Source organism: Bacteroides acidifaciens (assembly GCF_024623065.1).
GTDB classification, from domain to species: domain Bacteria; phylum Bacteroidota; class Bacteroidia; order Bacteroidales; family Bacteroidaceae; genus Bacteroides; species Bacteroides acidifaciens.
The window spans coordinates 32,149-51,285 of record NZ_JANJZR010000029.1 but is presented as its reverse complement, the minus strand read 5'-3'; the positions used below and the strand labels follow the sequence as shown (position 1 = coordinate 51,285).

Sequence of the window (19,137 nt, the reverse complement as noted above, 5' to 3'; positions counted from 1 at the left end):
CATTCCGAACAGAGAAGTTAAGCCTCGTCACGCCGATGGTACTGCGTAACAGTGGGAGAGTAGGTAGCCGCCGTTTTTGAAGAAGCCTCGCTTGTCTATTTGACGGGCGAGGCTTTCTGTTTTTAGTGCCACGGCATTATACGATTGTTTTTAACACTCGTAAACCTTATAATACCTATTAAAAAAGTGAATATTTACTGATAATTTGTATGTTATGAGGATATTTATTTGTATCTTTGTCGCCCGAATTGTAAGCTAACGATTTTAAAAAGAGAGAAGCTTTGGGAAAATTTGATAAATATAGAATTGACTTGAAAGGTATGCAAACAGACTCTGCTAAGTATGAGTTTGTATTGGATAATCTTTACTTCGCTCACATTGATGGACCTGAAGTTCAGAAAGGCAAGGTGAATGTTACGTTAACCGTGAAAAGAACCTCTCGTGCTTTCGAACTGAGTTTCCAGACAGATGGAATGGTGTGGGTACCATGCGACCGTTGTCTGGATGATATGGAACTATCTATCAGTTCTTCCGACAAGCTGATGGTGAAGTTTGGACATGAATATGCGGAAGAAGGTGACAACCTTATTGTGATTCCCGAGGAAGAAGGAGAAATCAACGTTGCATGGTTCATGTATGAGTTTATTGCGCTCTCAATACCAATGAAGCATGTGCATGCTCCCGGTAAGTGCAATAAGGCAATGACCAGTAAATTGAACAAGCATTTGAAAACAAATGCGAATGATGATAGCGATGACAGTTTCGACACAGGTGGAGAGGACATCGTAATAGAGGAAGAAGTTGAGGAGCAAATTGACCCTCGCTGGAATGAATTAAAAAAAATATTAGATAATAATTAAAGTTTTAAGAAAATGGCACATCCTAAGAGAAGACAATCAAGTACGAGACAAGCAAAGAGAAGAACTCATGATAAGGCAGTAGCCCCTACTTTGGCTATTTGTCCGAATTGTGGAGAATGGCATGTATACCACACTGTATGTGGCGCTTGCGGTTACTACAGAGGTAAGCTCGCTATTGAGAAAGAAGCAGCTGTATAATTAGTACAGTCATACTGAAACAGCCTGAGGGTAACTCTCTCCGGCTGCTTTAAGTATTATAGTATTGCTAATTTAAAATAGGTTTGATGGAAAAAATAAATGCAGTAATCACAGGAGTCGGTGGATATGTTCCCGATTATATCTTGACTAATGACGAGATATCAAAGATGGTGGATACCAACGATGAATGGATTATGACTCGTATCGGAGTAAAAGAAAGACATATTCTGAATGAGGAAGGATTAGGCAGTTCATATATGGCGCGCAAAGCTGTCAAACAGTTGATGAAGAAAACTGGTGCTAATCCTGATGACATTGATTTGGTTGTTGTCGCTACCACTACTCCTGACTATCACTTCCCTTCTACAGCTTCTATTCTTTGTGATAAACTCGGACTGAAGAATGCGTTTGCTTTCGATTTGCAGGCTGCTTGTAGCGGTTTCCTGTATTTGATGGAGACAGCTGCTAATTTCATCCGTTCGGGAAGATATAAGAAAATTATCATTGTCGGCGCTGATAAGATGTCGTCAATGGTCAACTATACAGATCGTGCTACCTGCCCTATCTTTGGTGACGGTGCTGCTGCCTTTATGGTGGAACCGACTACGGAAGATTACGGTGTCATGGATTCGATACTGAGAACGGATGGCAAGGGCTTGCCTTTCCTTCATATGAAAGCGGGTGGCTCGGTTTGTCCACCGTCTTATTTCACGGTAGACAATAAAATGCATTATCTGCACCAGGAAGGAAGAACTGTGTTCAAATATGCCGTATCCAGCATGTCGGATGTTTCTGCCGCAATCGCAGAAAAGAACGGGTTGACGAAAGATAATATTAACTGGATTGTTCCGCATCAGGCGAATGTCCGCATTATCGAAGCCGTGGCTCACCGTATGGAGGTGCCAATGGATAAAGTGTTGGTAAATATTGAACACTATGGTAATACCAGTGCTGCTACACTTCCTTTGTGTATCTGGGATTATGAAGATAAACTCAAGAAAGGCGATAACATCATTTTCACAGCATTCGGTGCCGGATTTACTTGGGGCGCGGTTTACGTGAAGTGGGGTTATGACGGAAAGAAGGAATAAGTAACGTTAGTTACTGAACTATAACACTCAAAAACGCATCCTATTTCGATTCGATGCGTTTTTTTGTCTCAACCAATAAAATGAAGAGAAATGCATAAAGCAGGTTTTGTAAACATCGTAGGAAATCCGAATGTCGGAAAATCTACATTAATGAATGTTCTGGTGGGTGAACGCATCTCGATTGCTACCTTCAAGGCGCAGACTACTCGTCACCGTATTATGGGTATCTACAATACGGATGAAATGCAGATTGTTTTTTCTGATACTCCGGGAGTATTGAAACCCAATTACAAGCTACAGGAGTCTATGTTGAACTTTTCTACTTCGGCATTGACGGATGCGGATGTTTTGCTTTATGTGACTGACGTGGTAGAGACGCCGGACAAGAATAATGAGTTTATGGTAAAGGTACGTGAGATGACTGTACCTGTGCTTCTGCTCATCAATAAAATTGACCTTACCGACCAGGAGAAACTGATCAAGCTGGTGGAGGAGTGGAAGGAACTGCTTCCGCAGGCTGAGATTATTCCGATTTCCGCTGCATCGAAATTCAATGTGGACTATGTGATGAAGCGGATCAAGGAATTGCTGCCGGCCTCTCCCCCTTACTTCGGGAAAGACCAGTGGACGGACAAGCCTGCACGTTTCTTTGTGAATGAGATCATCAGGGAAAAGATCTTGTTGTACTATGACAAGGAGATTCCCTACTCGGTGGAAGTGGCCGTGGAAGAGTTTAAGGAAGAACCGAAGAAGATTCAGATTCGTGCGATAATTTATGTGGAACGTGATTCGCAGAAGGGAATCATTATCGGTAAGCAGGGAAAGGCGCTGAAGAAGGTTGCTACTGAGGCTCGCCGTGAATTGGAGCATTTCTTTGGGAAGACCATTTACTTGGAAACGTATGTGAAAGTTGATAAGGATTGGCGCAGCTCGGATAAGGAATTGCGTAATTTCGGTTATCAGTTAGATTAAAGAGTATTCATGCGACTGGGATAGTCGTGAAAAAACAAGGTATTGAACTATGAGTAATTTAGTTGCAATTGTAGGACGCCCCAATGTGGGCAAGTCTACCTTATTTAACCGTCTGACGAAATCTCGTCGGGCTATTGTGAATGAAGAAGCGGGCACGACCCGCGACAGGCAATATGGCAAGTCCGAGTGGCAGGGCCGTGAGTTTTCCGTCGTAGATACCGGCGGATGGGTGGTAAACTCGGATGATATCTTCGAAGAGGAGATTCGTAAGCAGGTATTGCTGGCTGTGGATGAAGCGGACGTGATTCTGTTCGTGGTGGATGTGATGAACGGTGTGACTGATTTGGATATGCAGGTGGCGGCTATTCTGCGTCGTGCCAATAGTCCGGTGATTATAGTTGCCAACAAGACGGATAACCATGATTTGCAATATAACGCTCCTGAATTTTATAAACTGGGATTGGGCGATCCTTATTGTATTTCTGCTATTACGGGAAGTGGTACAGGGGATTTGATGGACTTGATTGTCAGCAAATTCAAGAAAGAAGCTTCTGAAATTCTGGATGACGAGATTCCTCGTTTTGCTGTTGTAGGACGCCCGAATGCCGGAAAATCTTCTATCGTGAACGCATTTATCGGTGAAGACCGTAACATCGTGACTGAGATTGCAGGAACAACACGCGACTCTATTTACACCCGTTACAACAAATTCGGATTCGACTTCTATCTGGTAGATACAGCCGGTATCCGTAAAAAGAACAAGGTAAATGAAGACTTGGAATACTATTCTGTAATTCGTTCGATTCGTGCCATCGAAGGATCGGATGTCTGCATTCTGATGTTGGATGCTACCAGAGGGGTGGAAAGCCAGGACTTGAATATCTTCTCGTTGATTCAGAAGAATCAGAAAGGGTTGGTAGTCGTTATCAATAAATGGGACTTGGTGGAAGACAAATCCGTTAAAGTGCAGAAGACTTTCGAAGAAGCTGTCCGCTCCCGTTTTGCTCCGTTTGTCGATTTTCCGATTATCTTTGCTTCCGCATTGACCAAACAGCGTATCCTGAAAGTGCTTGAAGAAGCCCGTAACGTATATGAGCACCGGACGACGAAGATTCCGACTGCCCGTTTGAACGAAGAAATGCTTCCGTTAATAGAGGCATATCCGCCTCCTTCAAACAAAGGCAAATATATCAAGATTAAATATATCACACAGTTGCCGAATACACAGGTGCCTTCATTTGTCTATTTCGCCAACTTGCCGCAATATGTAAAGGAACCCTACAAACGTTTCCTTGAAAATAAGATGCGTGAAAAATGGAATCTGACAGGTACTCCGGTTAATATTTATATTCGGCAGAAGTAAAGTTCACCACAGAGAGGACACAGAGAAATAATAAATCAAAGACACGGACTGTCTCAACTATATAAATATTATTGAGGCAATCCGTGTCTTCTTATAAAATAAAACTCTGTGTTCTCCGTGTCTTTTGCGGTGAACCTATTTCTCCAACTGAAAATCTTTACGACGCAGCACAAAGCTGTTGCTCAGATACTTTTCACGCACAATTTGATTCTCGGACAACTCTTCCGGTGTACCCTGGAAAAGAATCTTTCCTTCGAACAGCAGGTAGGCGCGGTCGGTGATACTAAGGGTCTCCTGTACGTTGTGGTCGGTAATCAGGATACCAATATTCTTGTCCTTCAGTTTCCACACGATTTGCTGAATGTCTTCTACGGCAATCGGGTCTACACCGGCAAAAGGTTCGTCAAGCATGATGAATTTGGGGTCGATGGCAAGACAACGGGCAATCTCTGTACGGCGGCGTTCACCTCCGGACAACTGGTTACCTTTGTTTTTGCGTACCTTTTGCAGACGGAATTCCGCTATCAGGCTTTCGAGTTTCTCCTTTTGATATTCTTTGGGCTTGTTAGTCATTTCCAGTACGGCGGCGATATTATCTTCCACACTCATCTGGCGGAAAACGGAAGCTTCCTGTGCAAGGTAACCGATTCCTGTTTGTGCCCGTTTGTAAACCGGATATTTGGTAATCTCCAGGTCGTCGAGGAAGATTCGTCCTTCATTTGGGGTAATCAATCCTACGGTCATATAGAATGAAGTCGTCTTGCCGGCACCGTTCGGTCCCAGCAAACCCACAATCTCACCTTGCTTCACATTGATGGAAACGTGGCTCACAACGGTTCGTTTACCGTACTTCTTAACCAGGTCTTCCGTGCGGAGCACCATCTTGCTTTCTTCCATATTCTAGTTATTTTGCGGCAAATGTAGTAAAAATAAGCTGAAATAATGTACATTTGCAGACAAATAGTGTGAGTTATGATAAAAGCATTGAGAACCGTCGGGAGATATTTCATGCTGATGGGACGGACTTTTTCCCGTCCCGAACGTATGCGCATGTTCTTCCGGCAATACCTTAACGAGTTGGAGCAACTAGGTGTGAACTCCATCGGAATCGTGCTGTTGATTTCGTTTTTCATCGGCGCGGTTATTACCATCCAGATCAAGTTGAATATCGAAAGTCCGTGGATGCCCCGCTGGACTGTGGGGTATGTGACTCGTGAAATTATGTTGCTGGAATTTTCTTCCTCCATCATGTGTTTGATTCTTGCAGGAAAGGTAGGATCGAATATCGCTTCGGAATTAGGAACGATGCGGGTGACGCAGCAGATTGACGCGCTCGAAATTATGGGTATCAATTCGGCAAACTACCTGATTCTTCCTAAGATTACGGCGATGGTAACTGTGATTCCTATCTTAGTGACGTTCAGTATCTTTGCCGGAATTATCGGTGCCTTTTGCACCTGTTGGTTTGCCGGGGTGATGAATGCGGTCGATCTGGAATATGGATTGCAATATATGTTTGTGGAGTGGTTTATTTGGGCTGGTATCATCAAATCCCTCTTTTTCGCGTTTATTATTGCAAGTGTGTCTGCTTTCTTCGGATATACGGTAGATGGTGGATCGATTGCCGTGGGAAAGGCTTCTACGGATTCCGTAGTGTCCAGCAGCGTCTTGATTCTGTTTGCGGATTTGGTATTAACTAAACTTTTGATGGGATGATTGAGATTAAAGGGCTTTATAAATCGTTTGACGATAAGACGGTATTGAGTGACATCAATGCAGACTTTGAGAATGGAAAGACAAACTTGATTATCGGTCAGAGTGGCTCCGGTAAGACGGTATTGATGAAGTGTATTGTAGGATTGCTCACTCCGGAAAAGGGCGAAGTCTTGTATGACGGACGAAATCTGGTGATGATGGGGAAGAAGGAGAAGAAGATGCTTCGCAAGGAAATGGGAATGATTTTCCAGAGTGCCGCCCTTTTCGACTCTTTGTCGGTATTGGACAACGTGATGTTTCCTCTGAATATGTTCAGTAATGACACATTACGCGAGCGTACCAAACGGGCGATGTTTTGCCTGGATCGTGTGAATTTGGGAGAAGCGAAAGATAAGTTCCCGGGAGAAATCAGTGGGGGGATGCAGAAGCGTGTGGCTATTGCACGTGCGATTGCCCTGAATCCGCAATATTTGTTTTGTGATGAACCCAACTCGGGACTCGATCCGAAAACGTCATTGGTGATTGATGATCTGATTCACGATATTACTCAGGAATATAACATGACTACGATTATCAATACGCATGATATGAACTCTGTGTTGGGAATCGGCGAGAAGGTGATTTATATTTATGAAGGACATAAAGAATGGGAAGGAACGAAGGACGATATATTCACCTCTACCAACGAGCGCTTGAATAACTTTATTTTTGCTTCGGACTTGCTCCGCAAGGTGAAAGACCTCGAAGTGCGAAACATGGAAGGTTGAAACGCGAAAGGCTGGAATGAAGCAATAAAAAGAGATAAGGCAATAAAAAAACTTCTGTCATCGGGTGGCAGAAGTTTTTTTATTAGCTATGTAGCGTCGGCGATTAAGCTCTAGGTCTAGCTTCTTTAACTACCATAGTACGTCCCATGTACTCAGCTCCGTTCAATTCTGCGATAGCTTTAGCAGCTGCAGCATCGTCTTCCATTTCGATGAAAGCGAATCCTTTTGATTTACCGGTTTCACGGTCCATAACAACTTTAACTGATGATACTGCTCCGTAATCTTCCATCACTTGTTGCAGATCTCCTTCCTTAACACGGTAGTTAAGGTTTCCAACATAAATGTTCATAATGAAAATGATAAAAATAAATAAATGAATAAAACTCTCTGGACAGATGGTTACTAATAAAAGGATTAAAACGACAGAGAGTTTACAAAAGCGTTTCTGGAACGGAAGTAAAAACCTTGTAATCAAATCGAGAAACTAATGGTCCATCAATCCGGAACAAAGAAAAGAATAATTTTTGGATTGACCATCTTTTTACAGTTTTAATTTGCGGAAAATGAGAAAAAAGGAAAACGATTGTTATAATGAAGTATTGTTTATCAGCGATTTGTTGAGTATGTATTCTAAATAGATACGAAATAAATCAGCAATGTCTTTTGAAATTTAAAAGATTAGCACTAATTTTGCACCTTCTTTGAGTATAGAACAAAGTATAAATCAAATAAATAATTGTCAGAATGAACGTTTCATTACAAAACATTGACAAAGTAAGCGCAGAACTTACTGTAAAGCTTGAGAAAGCGGATTATCAAGAGAAAGTAGACAAAGAGTTGAAATCACTTCGTCAGAAGGTACAGATGCCCGGGTTCCGTAAAGGAATGGTTCCGGCAAGTTTGGTTAAAAAGATGTATGGTAAATCGGTGATTGCAGAAGTAGTGAATAAGACATTGCAAGAAACTGTTTACAATTATATTAAAGAAAATAAGGTGAATATGTTGGGCGAACCGTTGCCTAATGAAGAGAAGCAGCAGAATATTGATTTCGATACAATGGATGAATTCGATTTCGTATTCGACATCGCTTTGGCACCTGAATTCAAGGCTGAAGTAAGCACTAAGGATAAAGTGGATTATTATACGATCGAAGTGTCTGAAGAAATGGTCGACAACCAGGTGAAGATGTATACTCAGCGCACCGGCAAGTATGACAAGGTGGATGCTTACGAAGATAACGACATGCTGAAAGGGCTGTTGGCTCAGTTGGACGAAGAAGGTAACACGAAAGAAGGCGGTATTCAGGTAGAAGGTGCGGTTATGATGCCTTCTTATATGAAGAACAACGAACAGAAAGCTATCTTTGCCAATGCTAAGGTAAACGACGTGTTGGTGTTCAATCCGAACGTTGCTTATGACGGAAATGCTGCGGAACTTGGTTCTTTGTTGAAAATCGACAAGGAAATCGCCAAGGACGTGCAGTCAAACTTCAGTTTCCAGGTAGAGGAAATCACTCGTTTTGTTCCAGGTGAGTTGACTCAGGAAGTGTTCGACCAGGCATTCGGTGAAGGCGTTGTGAAGACTGAAGAAGAATTCCGTGCTAAGATTAAGGAAGAAATCGCAGTAAGATTTGTTGCAGACAGCGATTATAAATTCCTGATCGACGTTCGTAAAATGATGATGGAGAAAGTAGGTAAGTTGGAATTCCCTGACGCGCTGCTGAAACGTATCATGTTGCTGAACAACGAAGAGAAAGGCGAACAATATGTTAATGAAAACTATGATAAGAGTATTGAAGAACTGACCTGGCATCTGATTAAGGAACAGTTGGTAGAATCTAACGACATCAAGGTGGAACAGGAAGATGTTCTGAAGATGGCAAAAGATACAACGAAAGCTCAGTTTGCTCAATACGGCATGTTGTCCGTCCCCGAAGATGTGCTTGACAACTACACACAGGAGATGTTGAAGAAGAAAGAAACTATCAACAACCTGGTAAGCCGTGTTGTAGAAGTGAAGTTGGCTGCTGCCCTGAAAGCACAGATAACTTTGGAAAACAAGAACGTTTCTATCGAAGAATTCAATAAGATGTTTGAATAATCGTTCGGTTGAACAGCATATAAAGTCACAGGAACACAGAGTTTTTATAAAATTATAACTCTGTGTTTTTTTGTGTCTCTGTATTCTTTTTCGTTTCTTTGTACTTACGTTTATTTTTAATTTTAAGAAAGGAACAATTAACATGGATGATTTTAGAAAATACGCAACCAAGCATTTAGGAATGAATGGCATGGTATTGGATGATGTGATTAAATCGCAGGCCGGGTATTTGAATCCCTATATTCTGGAAGAAAGACAGTTGAACGTGACTCAACTCGATGTTTTCTCACGGTTGATGATGGACCGCATCATTTTCCTCGGTACACAGGTAGACGACTATACAGCGAATACGCTTCAGGCACAGTTGTTGTATCTGGATTCTGTAGACCCGAGCAAGGATATTTCTATTTATATCAACTCTCCGGGCGGAAGTGTGTATGCCGGACTGGGTATTTACGACACGATGCAGTTTATCTCAAGTGATGTCGCTACTATCTGTACAGGTATGGCAGCTTCAATGGCAGCCGTATTGTTGGTGGCGGGCGCCGAAGGCAAACGTGCCGCTTTGCCCCATTCGCGGGTGATGATTCACCAGCCGATGGGAGGTGCTCAGGGGCAGGCTTCGGACATTGAAATTACAGCACGTGAGATTCAGAAATTGAAGAAAGAACTTTATACGATTATTGCCGACCACTCGCATACCGACTTTGATAAAGTATGGGCGGACTCAGACCGTGACTACTGGATGACCGCTCAGGAAGCGAAAGAGTATGGTATGGTTGATGAGGTATTGATTAGAAAATAAAAATGGCTGATTCAAGAACAAAGAAAAAGTGTAGCTTCTGCGGCCGGTCGGAGAATGAAGTCGGATTCCTGATTACGGGAATGAACGGATACATCTGCGACAGTTGCGCCATCCAGGCTTATGAGATTACTCAGGAAGCGTTGGGTGAAGGCAAGAAAAGTGCCGGAGCTACCAAACTCAATTTGAAAGAACTGCCCAAACCGGTAGAAATAAAGAATTTTCTCGACCAGTATGTTATCGGACAGGACGATGCGAAACGTTTCCTTTCCGTATCGGTCTACAACCATTATAAACGTCTGCTGCAAAAAGACAGTGGCGATGATGTAGAGATTGAGAAGTCCAATATCATTATGGTAGGTAGCACCGGAACCGGAAAAACGCTGCTGGCACGTACCATTGCCAAGTTGCTGCACGTGCCGTTTACGATTGTAGACGCTACGGTATTGACGGAAGCCGGTTATGTGGGCGAAGATATTGAAAGTATTCTTACCCGTCTGCTCCAGGTGGCGGATTATAATGTGCCGGAAGCGGAACAGGGAATTGTGTTTATCGACGAAATCGACAAGATTGCCCGTAAAGGTGACAACCCTTCCATCACTCGCGACGTGAGCGGTGAAGGTGTGCAACAGGGATTGCTGAAGTTGCTCGAAGGTTCTGTGGTGAACGTTCCCCCTCAGGGTGGACGTAAACATCCCGACCAGAAGATGATTCCGGTGAATACCAAAAATATCCTCTTTATCTGTGGCGGTGCTTTCGACGGCATCGAGAAAAAAATCGCGCAGCGGTTGAATACGCATGTCGTAGGTTATACGGCATCACAGAAAACAGCTATGGTGGACAAGAATAACATGATGCAGTACATCGCTCCCCAGGATTTGAAGTCATTCGGGCTGATTCCCGAAATTATCGGACGACTTCCGGTATTGACATATCTCAATCCGCTGGATCGTGACGCGCTTCGTGCTATCCTTACCGAACCGAAAAACTCTATCATCAAGCAGTATATCAAACTGTTTGAAATGGACAACATCAGGTTGACATTCCAAGATTCTGTCTTTGAATATATCGTTGATAAGGCTGTAGAATATAAGCTCGGCGCCCGCGGTTTACGCTCTATTGTGGAGACAATCATGATGGATGTCATGTTTGAAATCCCTTCGGAAAGCAAAAAAGAGTATGAAGTGACGCTGGATTATGCGAAACATCAACTGGAAAAAGCGAATATGGCACGACTACAAACCGCTTAAAATCAAAGCGTAAGGCGTCTAAAAATGATTGCTGCTGTATTTTCTTGAAAATATTAGTCACATTTTGCTTGGTAATTACGAAGTTGTTTATAACTTTGTTTGGCTCTCTTGAAAAAGAGGGTTTACTTAAAGTTAAACCATGAACTGAATAAAACAACCTAAGTTAAGATGGCAGGGAAGATTAATTTAACAGATGAACTGAAGAAGTATTTCGGATTTAATAAGTTCAAGGGGAACCAGGAAGCAATCATTCAAAACTTGCTCGGTGGTAAGGATACCTTTGTGCTGATGCCTACCGGTGGCGGGAAATCTCTATGCTATCAACTACCTTCGCTTTTGATGGAAGGTACGGCTATTGTAGTTTCACCGCTTATTGCGTTGATGAAGAATCAGGTGGATGCCATGCGTAATTTCAGTGAAGAAGACGGGATTGCCCATTTTATCAACTCTTCATTGAATAAGGGCGCGATAGACCAAGTGAAGTCGGACATCCTTGCCGGAAAGACAAAATTGCTATATGTGGCGCCTGAATCATTGACGAAGGAAGAAAATGTAGAGTTTTTGCGTTCAGTGAAGATTTCGTTCTATGCGGTAGATGAAGCTCACTGCATTTCCGAGTGGGGGCATGATTTCCGCCCCGAATACCGGCGGATTCGTCCTATTATTAATGAAATAGGAAAAGCTCCGTTGATAGCGCTTACTGCTACGGCAACACCAAAGGTACAGCATGATATCCAGAAGAATCTGGGAATGGTGGATGCCCAGGTCTTCAAATCTTCGTTCAATCGTCCGAACCTATATTATGAGGTACGCGCGAAAACCGCCAATATCGACCGGGATATAATCAAGTTCATCAAGAACAATCCGGAAAAATCAGGTATTATCTATTGTCTGAGCCGGAAAAGAGTGGAAGAACTTGCCGAAATCCTTCAGGCGAACGGCATTAATGCGCGCCCGTATCATGCGGGGATGGATTCGGTAGCGAGAACCAAGAATCAGGATGACTTCCTGATGGAAAAGGTGGATGTCATTGTGGCTACTATCGCTTTCGGTATGGGAATAGACAAACCCGATGTACGGTTTGTGATTCACTATGATATTCCGAAGAGCTTGGAAGGATATTACCAGGAGACAGGACGCGCCGGCAGAGATGGAGGCGAAGGTCAGTGCATAACCTTTTATACAAACAAAGACTTGCAGAAACTTGAGAAGTTCATGCAAGGAAAACCTGTGGCAGAGCAGGAAATTGGCAAGCAGCTTCTGTTGGAAACCGCTGCTTATGCCGAATCTTCCGTATGCCGGCGCAAGACGTTGCTGCATTATTTCGGCGAAGAATACACGGAAGAGAATTGTGGAAATTGTGACAACTGTTTAAACCCTAAGAAACAAGTGGAGGCTCAAGAATTATTGTGTACCGTGATTGAAGCGATTATCGCGGTGAAAGAAAATTTTAAAGCAGATTATATAATAGACATACTACAAGGTAAAGAAACTTCGGAAGTACAGGCGCATTTGCATGAAGACCTTGAGGTTTTCGGTTCCGGTATGGGCGAAGAAGACAAAACATGGAATGCGGTGATTCGCCAGGCTTTGATAGCGGGTTACTTGAGCAAGGATGTGGAGCATTATGGACTCCTGAAAGTGACAGAGGAAGGACGTAAGTTCCTGAAAAAGCCGAAATCATTCAAGATTACCGAGGATAATGACTTTGAGGAGGTAGAGGAAGAAGCACCGGCACGTGGCGGGGGCTCTTGTGCGGTAGACCCGGCTCTCTACTCAATGTTGAAAGACCTGCGGAAGAAACTCTCGAAGAAACTGGAAGTTCCGCCTTATGTAATATTCCAGGATCCGTCTTTGGAGGCAATGGCTACTATCTATCCGGTAACACTGGACGAACTGCAAAATATCCCCGGCGTAGGTGCCGGAAAAGCAAAACGCTATGGTGAGGAGTTCTGTAAACTGATTAAGCGCCATTGCGAAGAGAATGAAATAGAGCGTCCTGAAGATTTGCGTGTACGTACCGTTGCCAATAAGTCAAAGATGAAGGTGGCTATTATTCAAGCTATTGACCGCAAAGTGGCGTTGGACGACATTGCTCTTTCCAAAGGAATCGAATTCGGCGAATTGCTGGACGAAGTGGAAGCAATTGTCTATTCGGGAACCAAACTGAATATCGACTACTTCCTGGAAGAAATCATGGACGAAGACCATATGCTCGACATCTACGATTATTTCAAGGAATCTACCACAGATAAGATTGACGATGCGCTTGATGAATTGGGTGACGACTTCACGGAAGAAGAAGTCCGTTTAGTACGTATCAAGTTCATTTCGGAAATGGCTAATTAATGCTATTCTCCCTCTTTGAAGAGATTGCCCCTGTTACAGCTATCTGTGGCAGGGGCAATTTTTTTTCTATGTTTACGATAAACAATTCAACAACATAGAATCTAATAAAAAAATGAAGTCGAGTGTTAGATTTTGCATACATGCAGCCTCTATACCAATGAAGTCGGGCGCTTGTGGGTGCAAGGCATTGCTTTTACGATAACTAACAATTAAAATTGAAAAGGAACAAGAAAAAATGAAAAAAGTTTCAGCGAGAATGTTCTTCACAGTGTTGTGGAGAGGTGTGTGTCAAGTGTTAGGATGGTTTTTCGGACTGTTTGGCTATAAGCGGGACGGGCGGTTTGCCAAGTGTGTATGGGGGCTGTTTGCCACGAGTGCGGCAGTTTTCATGGCCGTGCTGTCATTTGTGTTTGTCTATTCGGCATACGAATTTCTGCGTGATAATCCTCGGATTTCGACGTGGAGAAACAGGGGGGAATCGTACACTTCCTATGTCGATGCCGAACATGGTATCTGTTTCTATGGTCCGGCACATGGTAAAGGATATGTCTACAACAGTTGTACCGGCGAGAAGCTGTTGAAGAATGTGGAATGGATTGCCCAGCCGATGGGGACAGATTCGCTTGTCTGCTTCAGCAATGGCAAGAAACGCGGCTACTTCAATAAAAGAACGGGCAAGGTTGTCATCGAACCGAAATATGACCGTGCGTGGATATTCTCCGAAGGACTTGCCGGAGTAGAGGAAAAAGGATACATCAAGTTTATCGATGCTACGGGCAAGGTGGTTATCGACAACGGTCTGATTCATACTTTTTATACGAGCTACATGAGCGGCTATGTATTTCATGGCGGTTATTGCAAGGTGAGCAACGGCAAAGGCTGGGGGCTGATGGACAAGACGGGTAAGATGGTTCTTCCTCAGGTACACAAATATATCATTCCTACCGATGACTATGCCCTGTGGTGTGTCCGGCGTGGAAAGGAGATGGCCGTTCTTGACAAAGACCTGCAACCGGTGCTCCCGTTTGCCGAATGGTTCATTGACATTGCTGAAGATGCCATCTGGGTGACGATGCCGGACCACACGATGCGCAGGTACGATTTGCAGGGAAATCTCCTCAACGATTTCTGCATTTCCGGAGTCGAGATGTTGGAATACGAGACGGATGAGATACTCTATCGTACGGAAACCGCCGCAGAGGGCGGAGGTGAAAATGCCGTTCCGGTGGTGAGTGACTATCATCCCAAAGCCACAGCCCGGTTGCGGGTATATAGGGTCGGTGCTGATTGCACAGGGTTAGGGCTGATGACTGCCGACGGACATGTGGTAACTCTGCCGTCATACAAGTGGGTCCGTGCCATAGGTCCCGACCTTTATCTCTGTTCATTGGACGGTATTAACGGCGTGGTGCTGAATGGCAAAGGGGAGGTAGTGCGCTGAGCATTCGCCCTGCATACACATATAAGTTTTCGCGTGTGTAGCGGTTAACGTCTCCGAGTGCATAAATTAATTCGTCCGCCTATAGGCTACGTTTCGTTTGCCTATAGGCGGACGAAACGTAGCCTATAGGCATCTTTTCGTTTCGCTATAGCCGGACGAATTAATTTGTACACTCGGAGATACAATTCTTTTCAATGCAGATGTTTGCTGTGTGCATGACTATGCTATAGCTTTCTAAGCATCGGACGAATTGTATTTATTTGACGAAAGTTTTTGATAATTCAGATTTTACATATATTTTTGTATTCAGACTGTCATACCCCAGTTTTAGTGTCGAGGACAGATGTGTCTTTGCAACATTAGGAGGGTAGCCCACGCCATGTAGAGTGTAGCGAAGTCATAAAAGCAGGTTTACACAAAACGGGTATGGGTGGGAAGGACAGTCTAAGAAAATACATAAAAAGGCGTTTACTTGACGCTCTGTTTGAGATACACCGAAATCTAGCAAATTGACGGCAATCGTAGTCTTGAACATGGGCAACGGTAGATGCCCCGGGTGTGATTCATCTATCCCGTAAAAAATAGTAAGCACGAATTGTATCCTGTCGGGATGCAGTATTGTTACTTTATTATTCTTTTTACGGTGATGATATTCATATCGGCGTGGGCTCTGACGTTGTCTGTTCAACTACGATAGGCAGTGCTAGAGCCTCGGTGTGTGGGACGGACAACAGGACGAACTCGCGCTTTTTTGTTTTGCACCGAGTCATGTCTATGACAAAGTGCCATCACGATATGGAATCATATAGCGCCACATCCGTAGATGTAAAAAGCATAGGAGACGGCATACCACCTCCTCCTTGCGCCGGGCTTGCCCCCGACGCTCTCCCCGCAGTTCAAAAGCCGTTTCCGGCAGAGAACTTACCAACAGGGGTGTCCACCCGAAATGCGTTGTCGCGTCCCCACTGGTATGCTCTGCGCACCACATACGGCCGTGAGAAAAAAGCCTACGATTATTTTATAAAGAACAACGTTGTCGCCTTCTATCCAACCCTGACCCGTGTAAAATTGGTTGATGGAAAACGTCGAACTGTTGAAGAGTCCCGCCTTCCCAATATTTTCTTCGCTTACGGGACGGAAGAGCAAATGAAATCCCTCGTCTATGATAATGTAAATCTCCCTTATCTCCGCTTTTATTATCGTCATCTGCATGTTGGCAACAACGTTGTCAAGAAACCTCTCATCGTTCCGGACCACCAAATTGAAAATCTTAGGATTATTTGTGCTGCCGATACGGAGAATCTCATTGTGTCTATGGGCGAAATAGAAAAATTCAAAGAAGGGCAGCCGGTTCGTATCATCGAAGGACAGTTTGCGGGTGTCGTGGGGAGGGTGGCACGCTATCAGGGACAGCAGCGTGTGGCGGTTGTGATTGACGGATTGATGACGGTTGCCACAGCGTATATCCCGAGTGCGTTTTTGGAGAAGGTGAAGTAGAAGAATAAATTTGATTGATAAACATATAAGACGTTGTGCCCGACACGAATCAAGGGTTTGGAAAGATGAAGAATAAGAAAGCATTGCTGAGTGGTTTGATGATGGTTGTTTTAGCGTTGGGGGTGCTGAGTTGTGAAGGAGCTAAACCGAAAATAGTTTCGAACGGCTTTGATTTTAAGGCAGTAAATCTTAGTGCGGATAGTGATAATGAAGTTGCTGCAATAGCAGGTAGGGGAATGGTTGTTTCCAGTAATTGGACGATAAAAGTCACGAGTAATGGCCAGACAATAATTGTGGATGGTCAATCAAAGAGTAATGAACTTCCGGTCGAGGCAGGTGATGAGGTTGAGATAACGTTCAATCCGTCCGAACCGGAAGAAAAAGAAGCATTTTTCACAATGCCCGATGGAACCACCCGCAAAGTTACTGCTGACGCACCTTCTTTTAGATGGACAGTTCCTGCGGACTTTACATCAGGGATGAAAATAGAAGGTGAAAGTCATTATAAGACAGATGATGCAGTTTATACTCAGCTGGGGGAAATATATTTGGTGGAAATAAAGGGTAAGGAGTGATATAGTTGATAATTATAATTTAGAAAAATGAGAACAAAGAGTCACTTAATTACTAAAAGTGCCATTAAATAATGAATTATAAAATAAACTAATTGAGTCCACTTTAAAAAGTCTTTTTATCAGAGATTAACGCCTTACAGATGCTTTTGAAAGGGGATGAAAATGTGAAATGCACTTTTTTAAAGTGGACTCAATTCTTTAAGAAATAAAAATGCCGATAGATTAAATAAATTTGATTAAACGATGAAACAAGAATTCATTAATAAAACTGTAGATCATATGTACAATCAACAGAAAGATGAAACTGAACATCAGAATCATAATGTGACTTGGATTATGAGTGCTCATGCTCTTTTATTTACTGGGCTTTGTGCAATACAGTATAATGATTTAAAGGAGGTAATAATAATTTTAATCCTTTTAATGGGATTATTCCTTGCTTTGTCTGCAATTTATTCTATGTGTGTTAGCGAACTATCCATAGGGCATGTTTATGAGATGTGGGATGAGTATGATAATTGGGACGATTGTAAGAAAAAATACCCGTACCCACATAGAGTGTCTTTAGCTCCTGTTTTTATAATGAATAGTAGGATGAGATTCTTGATGTTTTTTAAATTCGCTCCCAATGTATTATTTACGAGTTGGTTTGTTCTTATACTTGTTGCTATAGAACATAACTTGCAGTATATTAATATTCCAATATCAAGAAACATTCAGGTGATTATTCTTTTTTTGATACTGCTTTTTTGTGTATGTATTATGACAGCAATGTATCATGAGCTACTATTGGGTAAATTGAGAAAAGAACGAATTGATGACAGTCGGAGACGAAAACAACAGGAAAAAAAGCGCGGCTACTGTCGTAGTGATTGCCGTTATTATAGTCGGAGATGTTGCCAAAGTAGCGATTGCATAAGAATGGGGGGACATAAATTCTCTGTGAATCCGCTTCCTCCATCTATCTATGATAACCGCAATTGTTCCGATTTGAATGAGAAGTGTATTGATAATGAATCAATAAATTTTTCTTGTCTTTCTATATACCATATCATGATAGATAGATTTTGTGGAAATTGGACAACAAACCCCACTATTGATTCGGATGGATTTTACGGTGGTGACATACAGGGAATTATAAATAAACTTGATTACATTAGCTCTTTAGGATATAACGCGATTTTATTAACACCTATATTCGCGACAAGGAATTATCATGGGTATCATGTAACTAATTACGAAGAAGTTGATACACATTTTGGGTCTTGGAATGATTTCCAGAATTTGATAATGGAATCTCATAAAAAGGGAATAAAAGTAATTTGCGATTATGTTCCCAATCATTGTCATTTGGGAAATGCAATATTTCAATCGGCTCAAAATAATGTGGATAGTAAGTATAAAAATTGGTTCTATTTTGATGAAAGTAGACTTGGTGGATTTGTGTCTTACCAAAATTATCCTGATTTGCCAAAATTCAATTTACATAATTCCGCTACTGCCGAGTATATGATATCAGTTGCGGTAAGAATGGCAAAAATGGGGATTGATGGATTAAGAATAGATCATGCTATTGGTGTTCCTTTTTCTTTTTTGAGGGAGCTGTCCGCTCAATTGAAAAGAATAAATCCACAGATTTTTATTATTGGAGAAGCTTGGCTGCAAAATCCAAGAGATTTTATGCAGATTGAATTTATAAATGCTCGTCGAAAAGATTTAGCAATGAATTATTCTACGATGAACAATTCTGATATTCAAGAAATGATACAACTGGATTATGCTGGAGTCTTAGATGGCATACTCGATTTTTCGTTTATGAATATACTTGTAGAAACGGTATGCTCTGGTGAACGATTGCTTGATAATCAACAGCTGAGAAGACGGTTGGAACAACATTTTTCTCGCTATCCAGTATATTTTACTCCATTTGTTTTTGTAGATAATCATGACACAAATAGATTCCTGTATTATTGTAGAAACGACCGTTCTTTATTGCAAGAGGCAATTTGTTTAATGAGCAGTTTACCTTATCCGATGATTGTCTATTATGGAACAGAGGATAGCATGTGTAATGATGAAGATATAAACAATAGTCCCAATGGTGATGATGATGTTCGTGCCCCAAAGCGTTGGAAATAAATATGTGTAACGGATAG

17 protein-coding genes and 1 rRNA gene are annotated in these 19,137 nt (G+C 42.5%); 16 read left to right on the top strand and 2 right to left on the bottom strand.

Annotated elements, in window-relative coordinates:
* The 6 genes from rrf to der form a co-directional block, all read left to right on the top strand.
* Positions 1 to 76 (top strand): 5S ribosomal RNA (gene rrf / locus NSB03_RS20980); the annotation flags it as partial.
* 205 nt (positions 77 to 281) lie between these two features.
* Positions 282 to 860 carry a YceD family protein gene (locus NSB03_RS10530; protein WP_024987068.1) on the top strand — a complete coding sequence of 193 codons (579 nt, stop codon included), beginning with the start codon at positions 282 to 284 and terminating at the stop codon, positions 858 to 860.
* A gap of 12 nt (positions 861 to 872) precedes the next feature.
* Positions 873 to 1,058 carry a 50S ribosomal protein L32 gene (gene rpmF / locus NSB03_RS10525; RefSeq protein ID WP_004296852.1) on the top strand — a complete coding sequence of 62 codons (186 nt, stop codon included), beginning with the start codon at positions 873 to 875 and terminating at the stop codon, positions 1,056 to 1,058.
* Positions 1,059 to 1,144: 86 nt separating this feature from the next.
* Positions 1,145 to 2,149, top strand: coding sequence for a beta-ketoacyl-ACP synthase III (locus tag NSB03_RS10520; RefSeq protein WP_024987069.1), 1,005 nt, complete (start codon positions 1,145 to 1,147; stop codon positions 2,147 to 2,149).
* A 90-nt stretch (positions 2,150 to 2,239) separates the two neighbouring features.
* Positions 2,240 to 3,121, top strand: a complete 882-nt coding sequence (gene era, locus NSB03_RS10515) for a GTPase Era (protein WP_024987070.1) — start codon at positions 2,240 to 2,242, stop codon at positions 3,119 to 3,121.
* A 49-nt stretch (positions 3,122 to 3,170) separates the two neighbouring features.
* The gene (der, locus tag NSB03_RS10510) at positions 3,171 to 4,484 is read left to right on the top strand and encodes a ribosome biogenesis GTPase Der (RefSeq protein WP_024987071.1); all 1,314 of its coding nucleotides are present in this window, start codon (positions 3,171 to 3,173) and stop codon (positions 4,482 to 4,484) included.
* A 135-nt stretch (positions 4,485 to 4,619) separates the two neighbouring features.
* On the opposite strand, the gene lptB is transcribed toward der, so the two are convergent.
* Complete coding sequence (gene lptB, locus NSB03_RS10505) at positions 4,620 to 5,381, bottom strand: LPS export ABC transporter ATP-binding protein (RefSeq protein ID WP_004308626.1); 762 nt, start codon at positions 5,379 to 5,381, stop codon at positions 4,620 to 4,622.
* Positions 5,382 to 5,456: 75 nt separating this feature from the next.
* Here lptB and NSB03_RS10500 point away from each other — a divergent pair, with 75 nt between their 5' ends.
* Together NSB03_RS10500 and NSB03_RS10495 are read left to right on the top strand one after the other, a co-directional pair.
* A complete protein-coding gene (locus NSB03_RS10500) occupies positions 5,457 to 6,200 on the top strand; it encodes an MlaE family ABC transporter permease (protein WP_024987072.1) in 744 nt (247 codons plus the stop codon).
* A complete protein-coding gene (locus NSB03_RS10495) occupies positions 6,197 to 6,967 on the top strand; it encodes an ABC transporter ATP-binding protein (RefSeq protein WP_121766919.1) in 771 nt (256 codons plus the stop codon). The genes NSB03_RS10500 and NSB03_RS10495 overlap by 4 nt, the downstream gene beginning before the upstream one ends.
* A 103-nt stretch (positions 6,968 to 7,070) precedes the next feature.
* Here NSB03_RS10495 and rbpC read toward each other — a convergent pair whose 3' ends face one another.
* Positions 7,071 to 7,316, bottom strand: coding sequence for an RNA-binding protein RbpC (gene rbpC / locus NSB03_RS10490; protein ID WP_004297160.1), 246 nt, complete (start codon positions 7,314 to 7,316; stop codon positions 7,071 to 7,073).
* Between the two features lie 395 nt (positions 7,317 to 7,711).
* Between rbpC and tig the strand changes: the two genes are divergently transcribed.
* The 8 genes from tig (at position 7,712) to NSB03_RS10450 (ending at position 19,120) form a co-directional block, all read left to right on the top strand.
* On the top strand, positions 7,712 to 9,067 hold the full coding sequence (tig, locus tag NSB03_RS10485; protein WP_024987073.1) for a trigger factor: 1,356 nt from the start codon (positions 7,712 to 7,714) through the stop codon (positions 9,065 to 9,067).
* A 142-nt stretch (positions 9,068 to 9,209) separates the two neighbouring features.
* Positions 9,210 to 9,872, top strand: a complete 663-nt coding sequence (gene clpP / locus NSB03_RS10480; RefSeq protein WP_024987074.1) for an ATP-dependent Clp endopeptidase proteolytic subunit ClpP — start codon at positions 9,210 to 9,212, stop codon at positions 9,870 to 9,872.
* Between the two features lie 2 nt (positions 9,873 to 9,874).
* Positions 9,875 to 11,119 (top strand): ATP-dependent Clp protease ATP-binding subunit ClpX, encoded by a 1,245-nt coding sequence (clpX, locus tag NSB03_RS10475; protein ID WP_024987075.1) that lies wholly within the window; start codon positions 9,875 to 9,877, stop codon positions 11,117 to 11,119.
* Positions 11,120 to 11,287: 168 nt separating this feature from the next.
* On the top strand, positions 11,288 to 13,468 hold the full coding sequence (gene recQ, locus NSB03_RS10470) for a DNA helicase RecQ (RefSeq protein WP_024987076.1): 2,181 nt from the start codon (positions 11,288 to 11,290) through the stop codon (positions 13,466 to 13,468).
* Between the two features lie 235 nt (positions 13,469 to 13,703).
* Positions 13,704 to 14,909: a WG repeat-containing protein gene (locus NSB03_RS10465; protein WP_136014295.1), complete on the top strand. Its 1,206-nt coding sequence runs from the start codon at positions 13,704 to 13,706 to the stop codon at positions 14,907 to 14,909.
* Between the two features lie 795 nt (positions 14,910 to 15,704).
* The gene (locus NSB03_RS10460; protein ID WP_024987079.1) at positions 15,705 to 16,406 is read left to right on the top strand and encodes a UpxY family transcription antiterminator; all 702 of its coding nucleotides are present in this window, start codon (positions 15,705 to 15,707) and stop codon (positions 16,404 to 16,406) included.
* A gap of 35 nt (positions 16,407 to 16,441) precedes the next feature.
* Positions 16,442 to 16,981 carry a hypothetical protein gene (locus tag NSB03_RS10455; protein WP_024987080.1) on the top strand — a complete coding sequence of 180 codons (540 nt, stop codon included), beginning with the start codon at positions 16,442 to 16,444 and terminating at the stop codon, positions 16,979 to 16,981.
* A gap of 243 nt (positions 16,982 to 17,224) precedes the next feature.
* Entirely contained in the window at positions 17,225 to 19,120 is a 1,896-nt protein-coding gene (locus NSB03_RS10450) for an alpha-amylase family glycosyl hydrolase (protein WP_024987081.1), read from the top strand.
* Positions 19,121 to 19,137 lie beyond the last annotated feature (17 nt).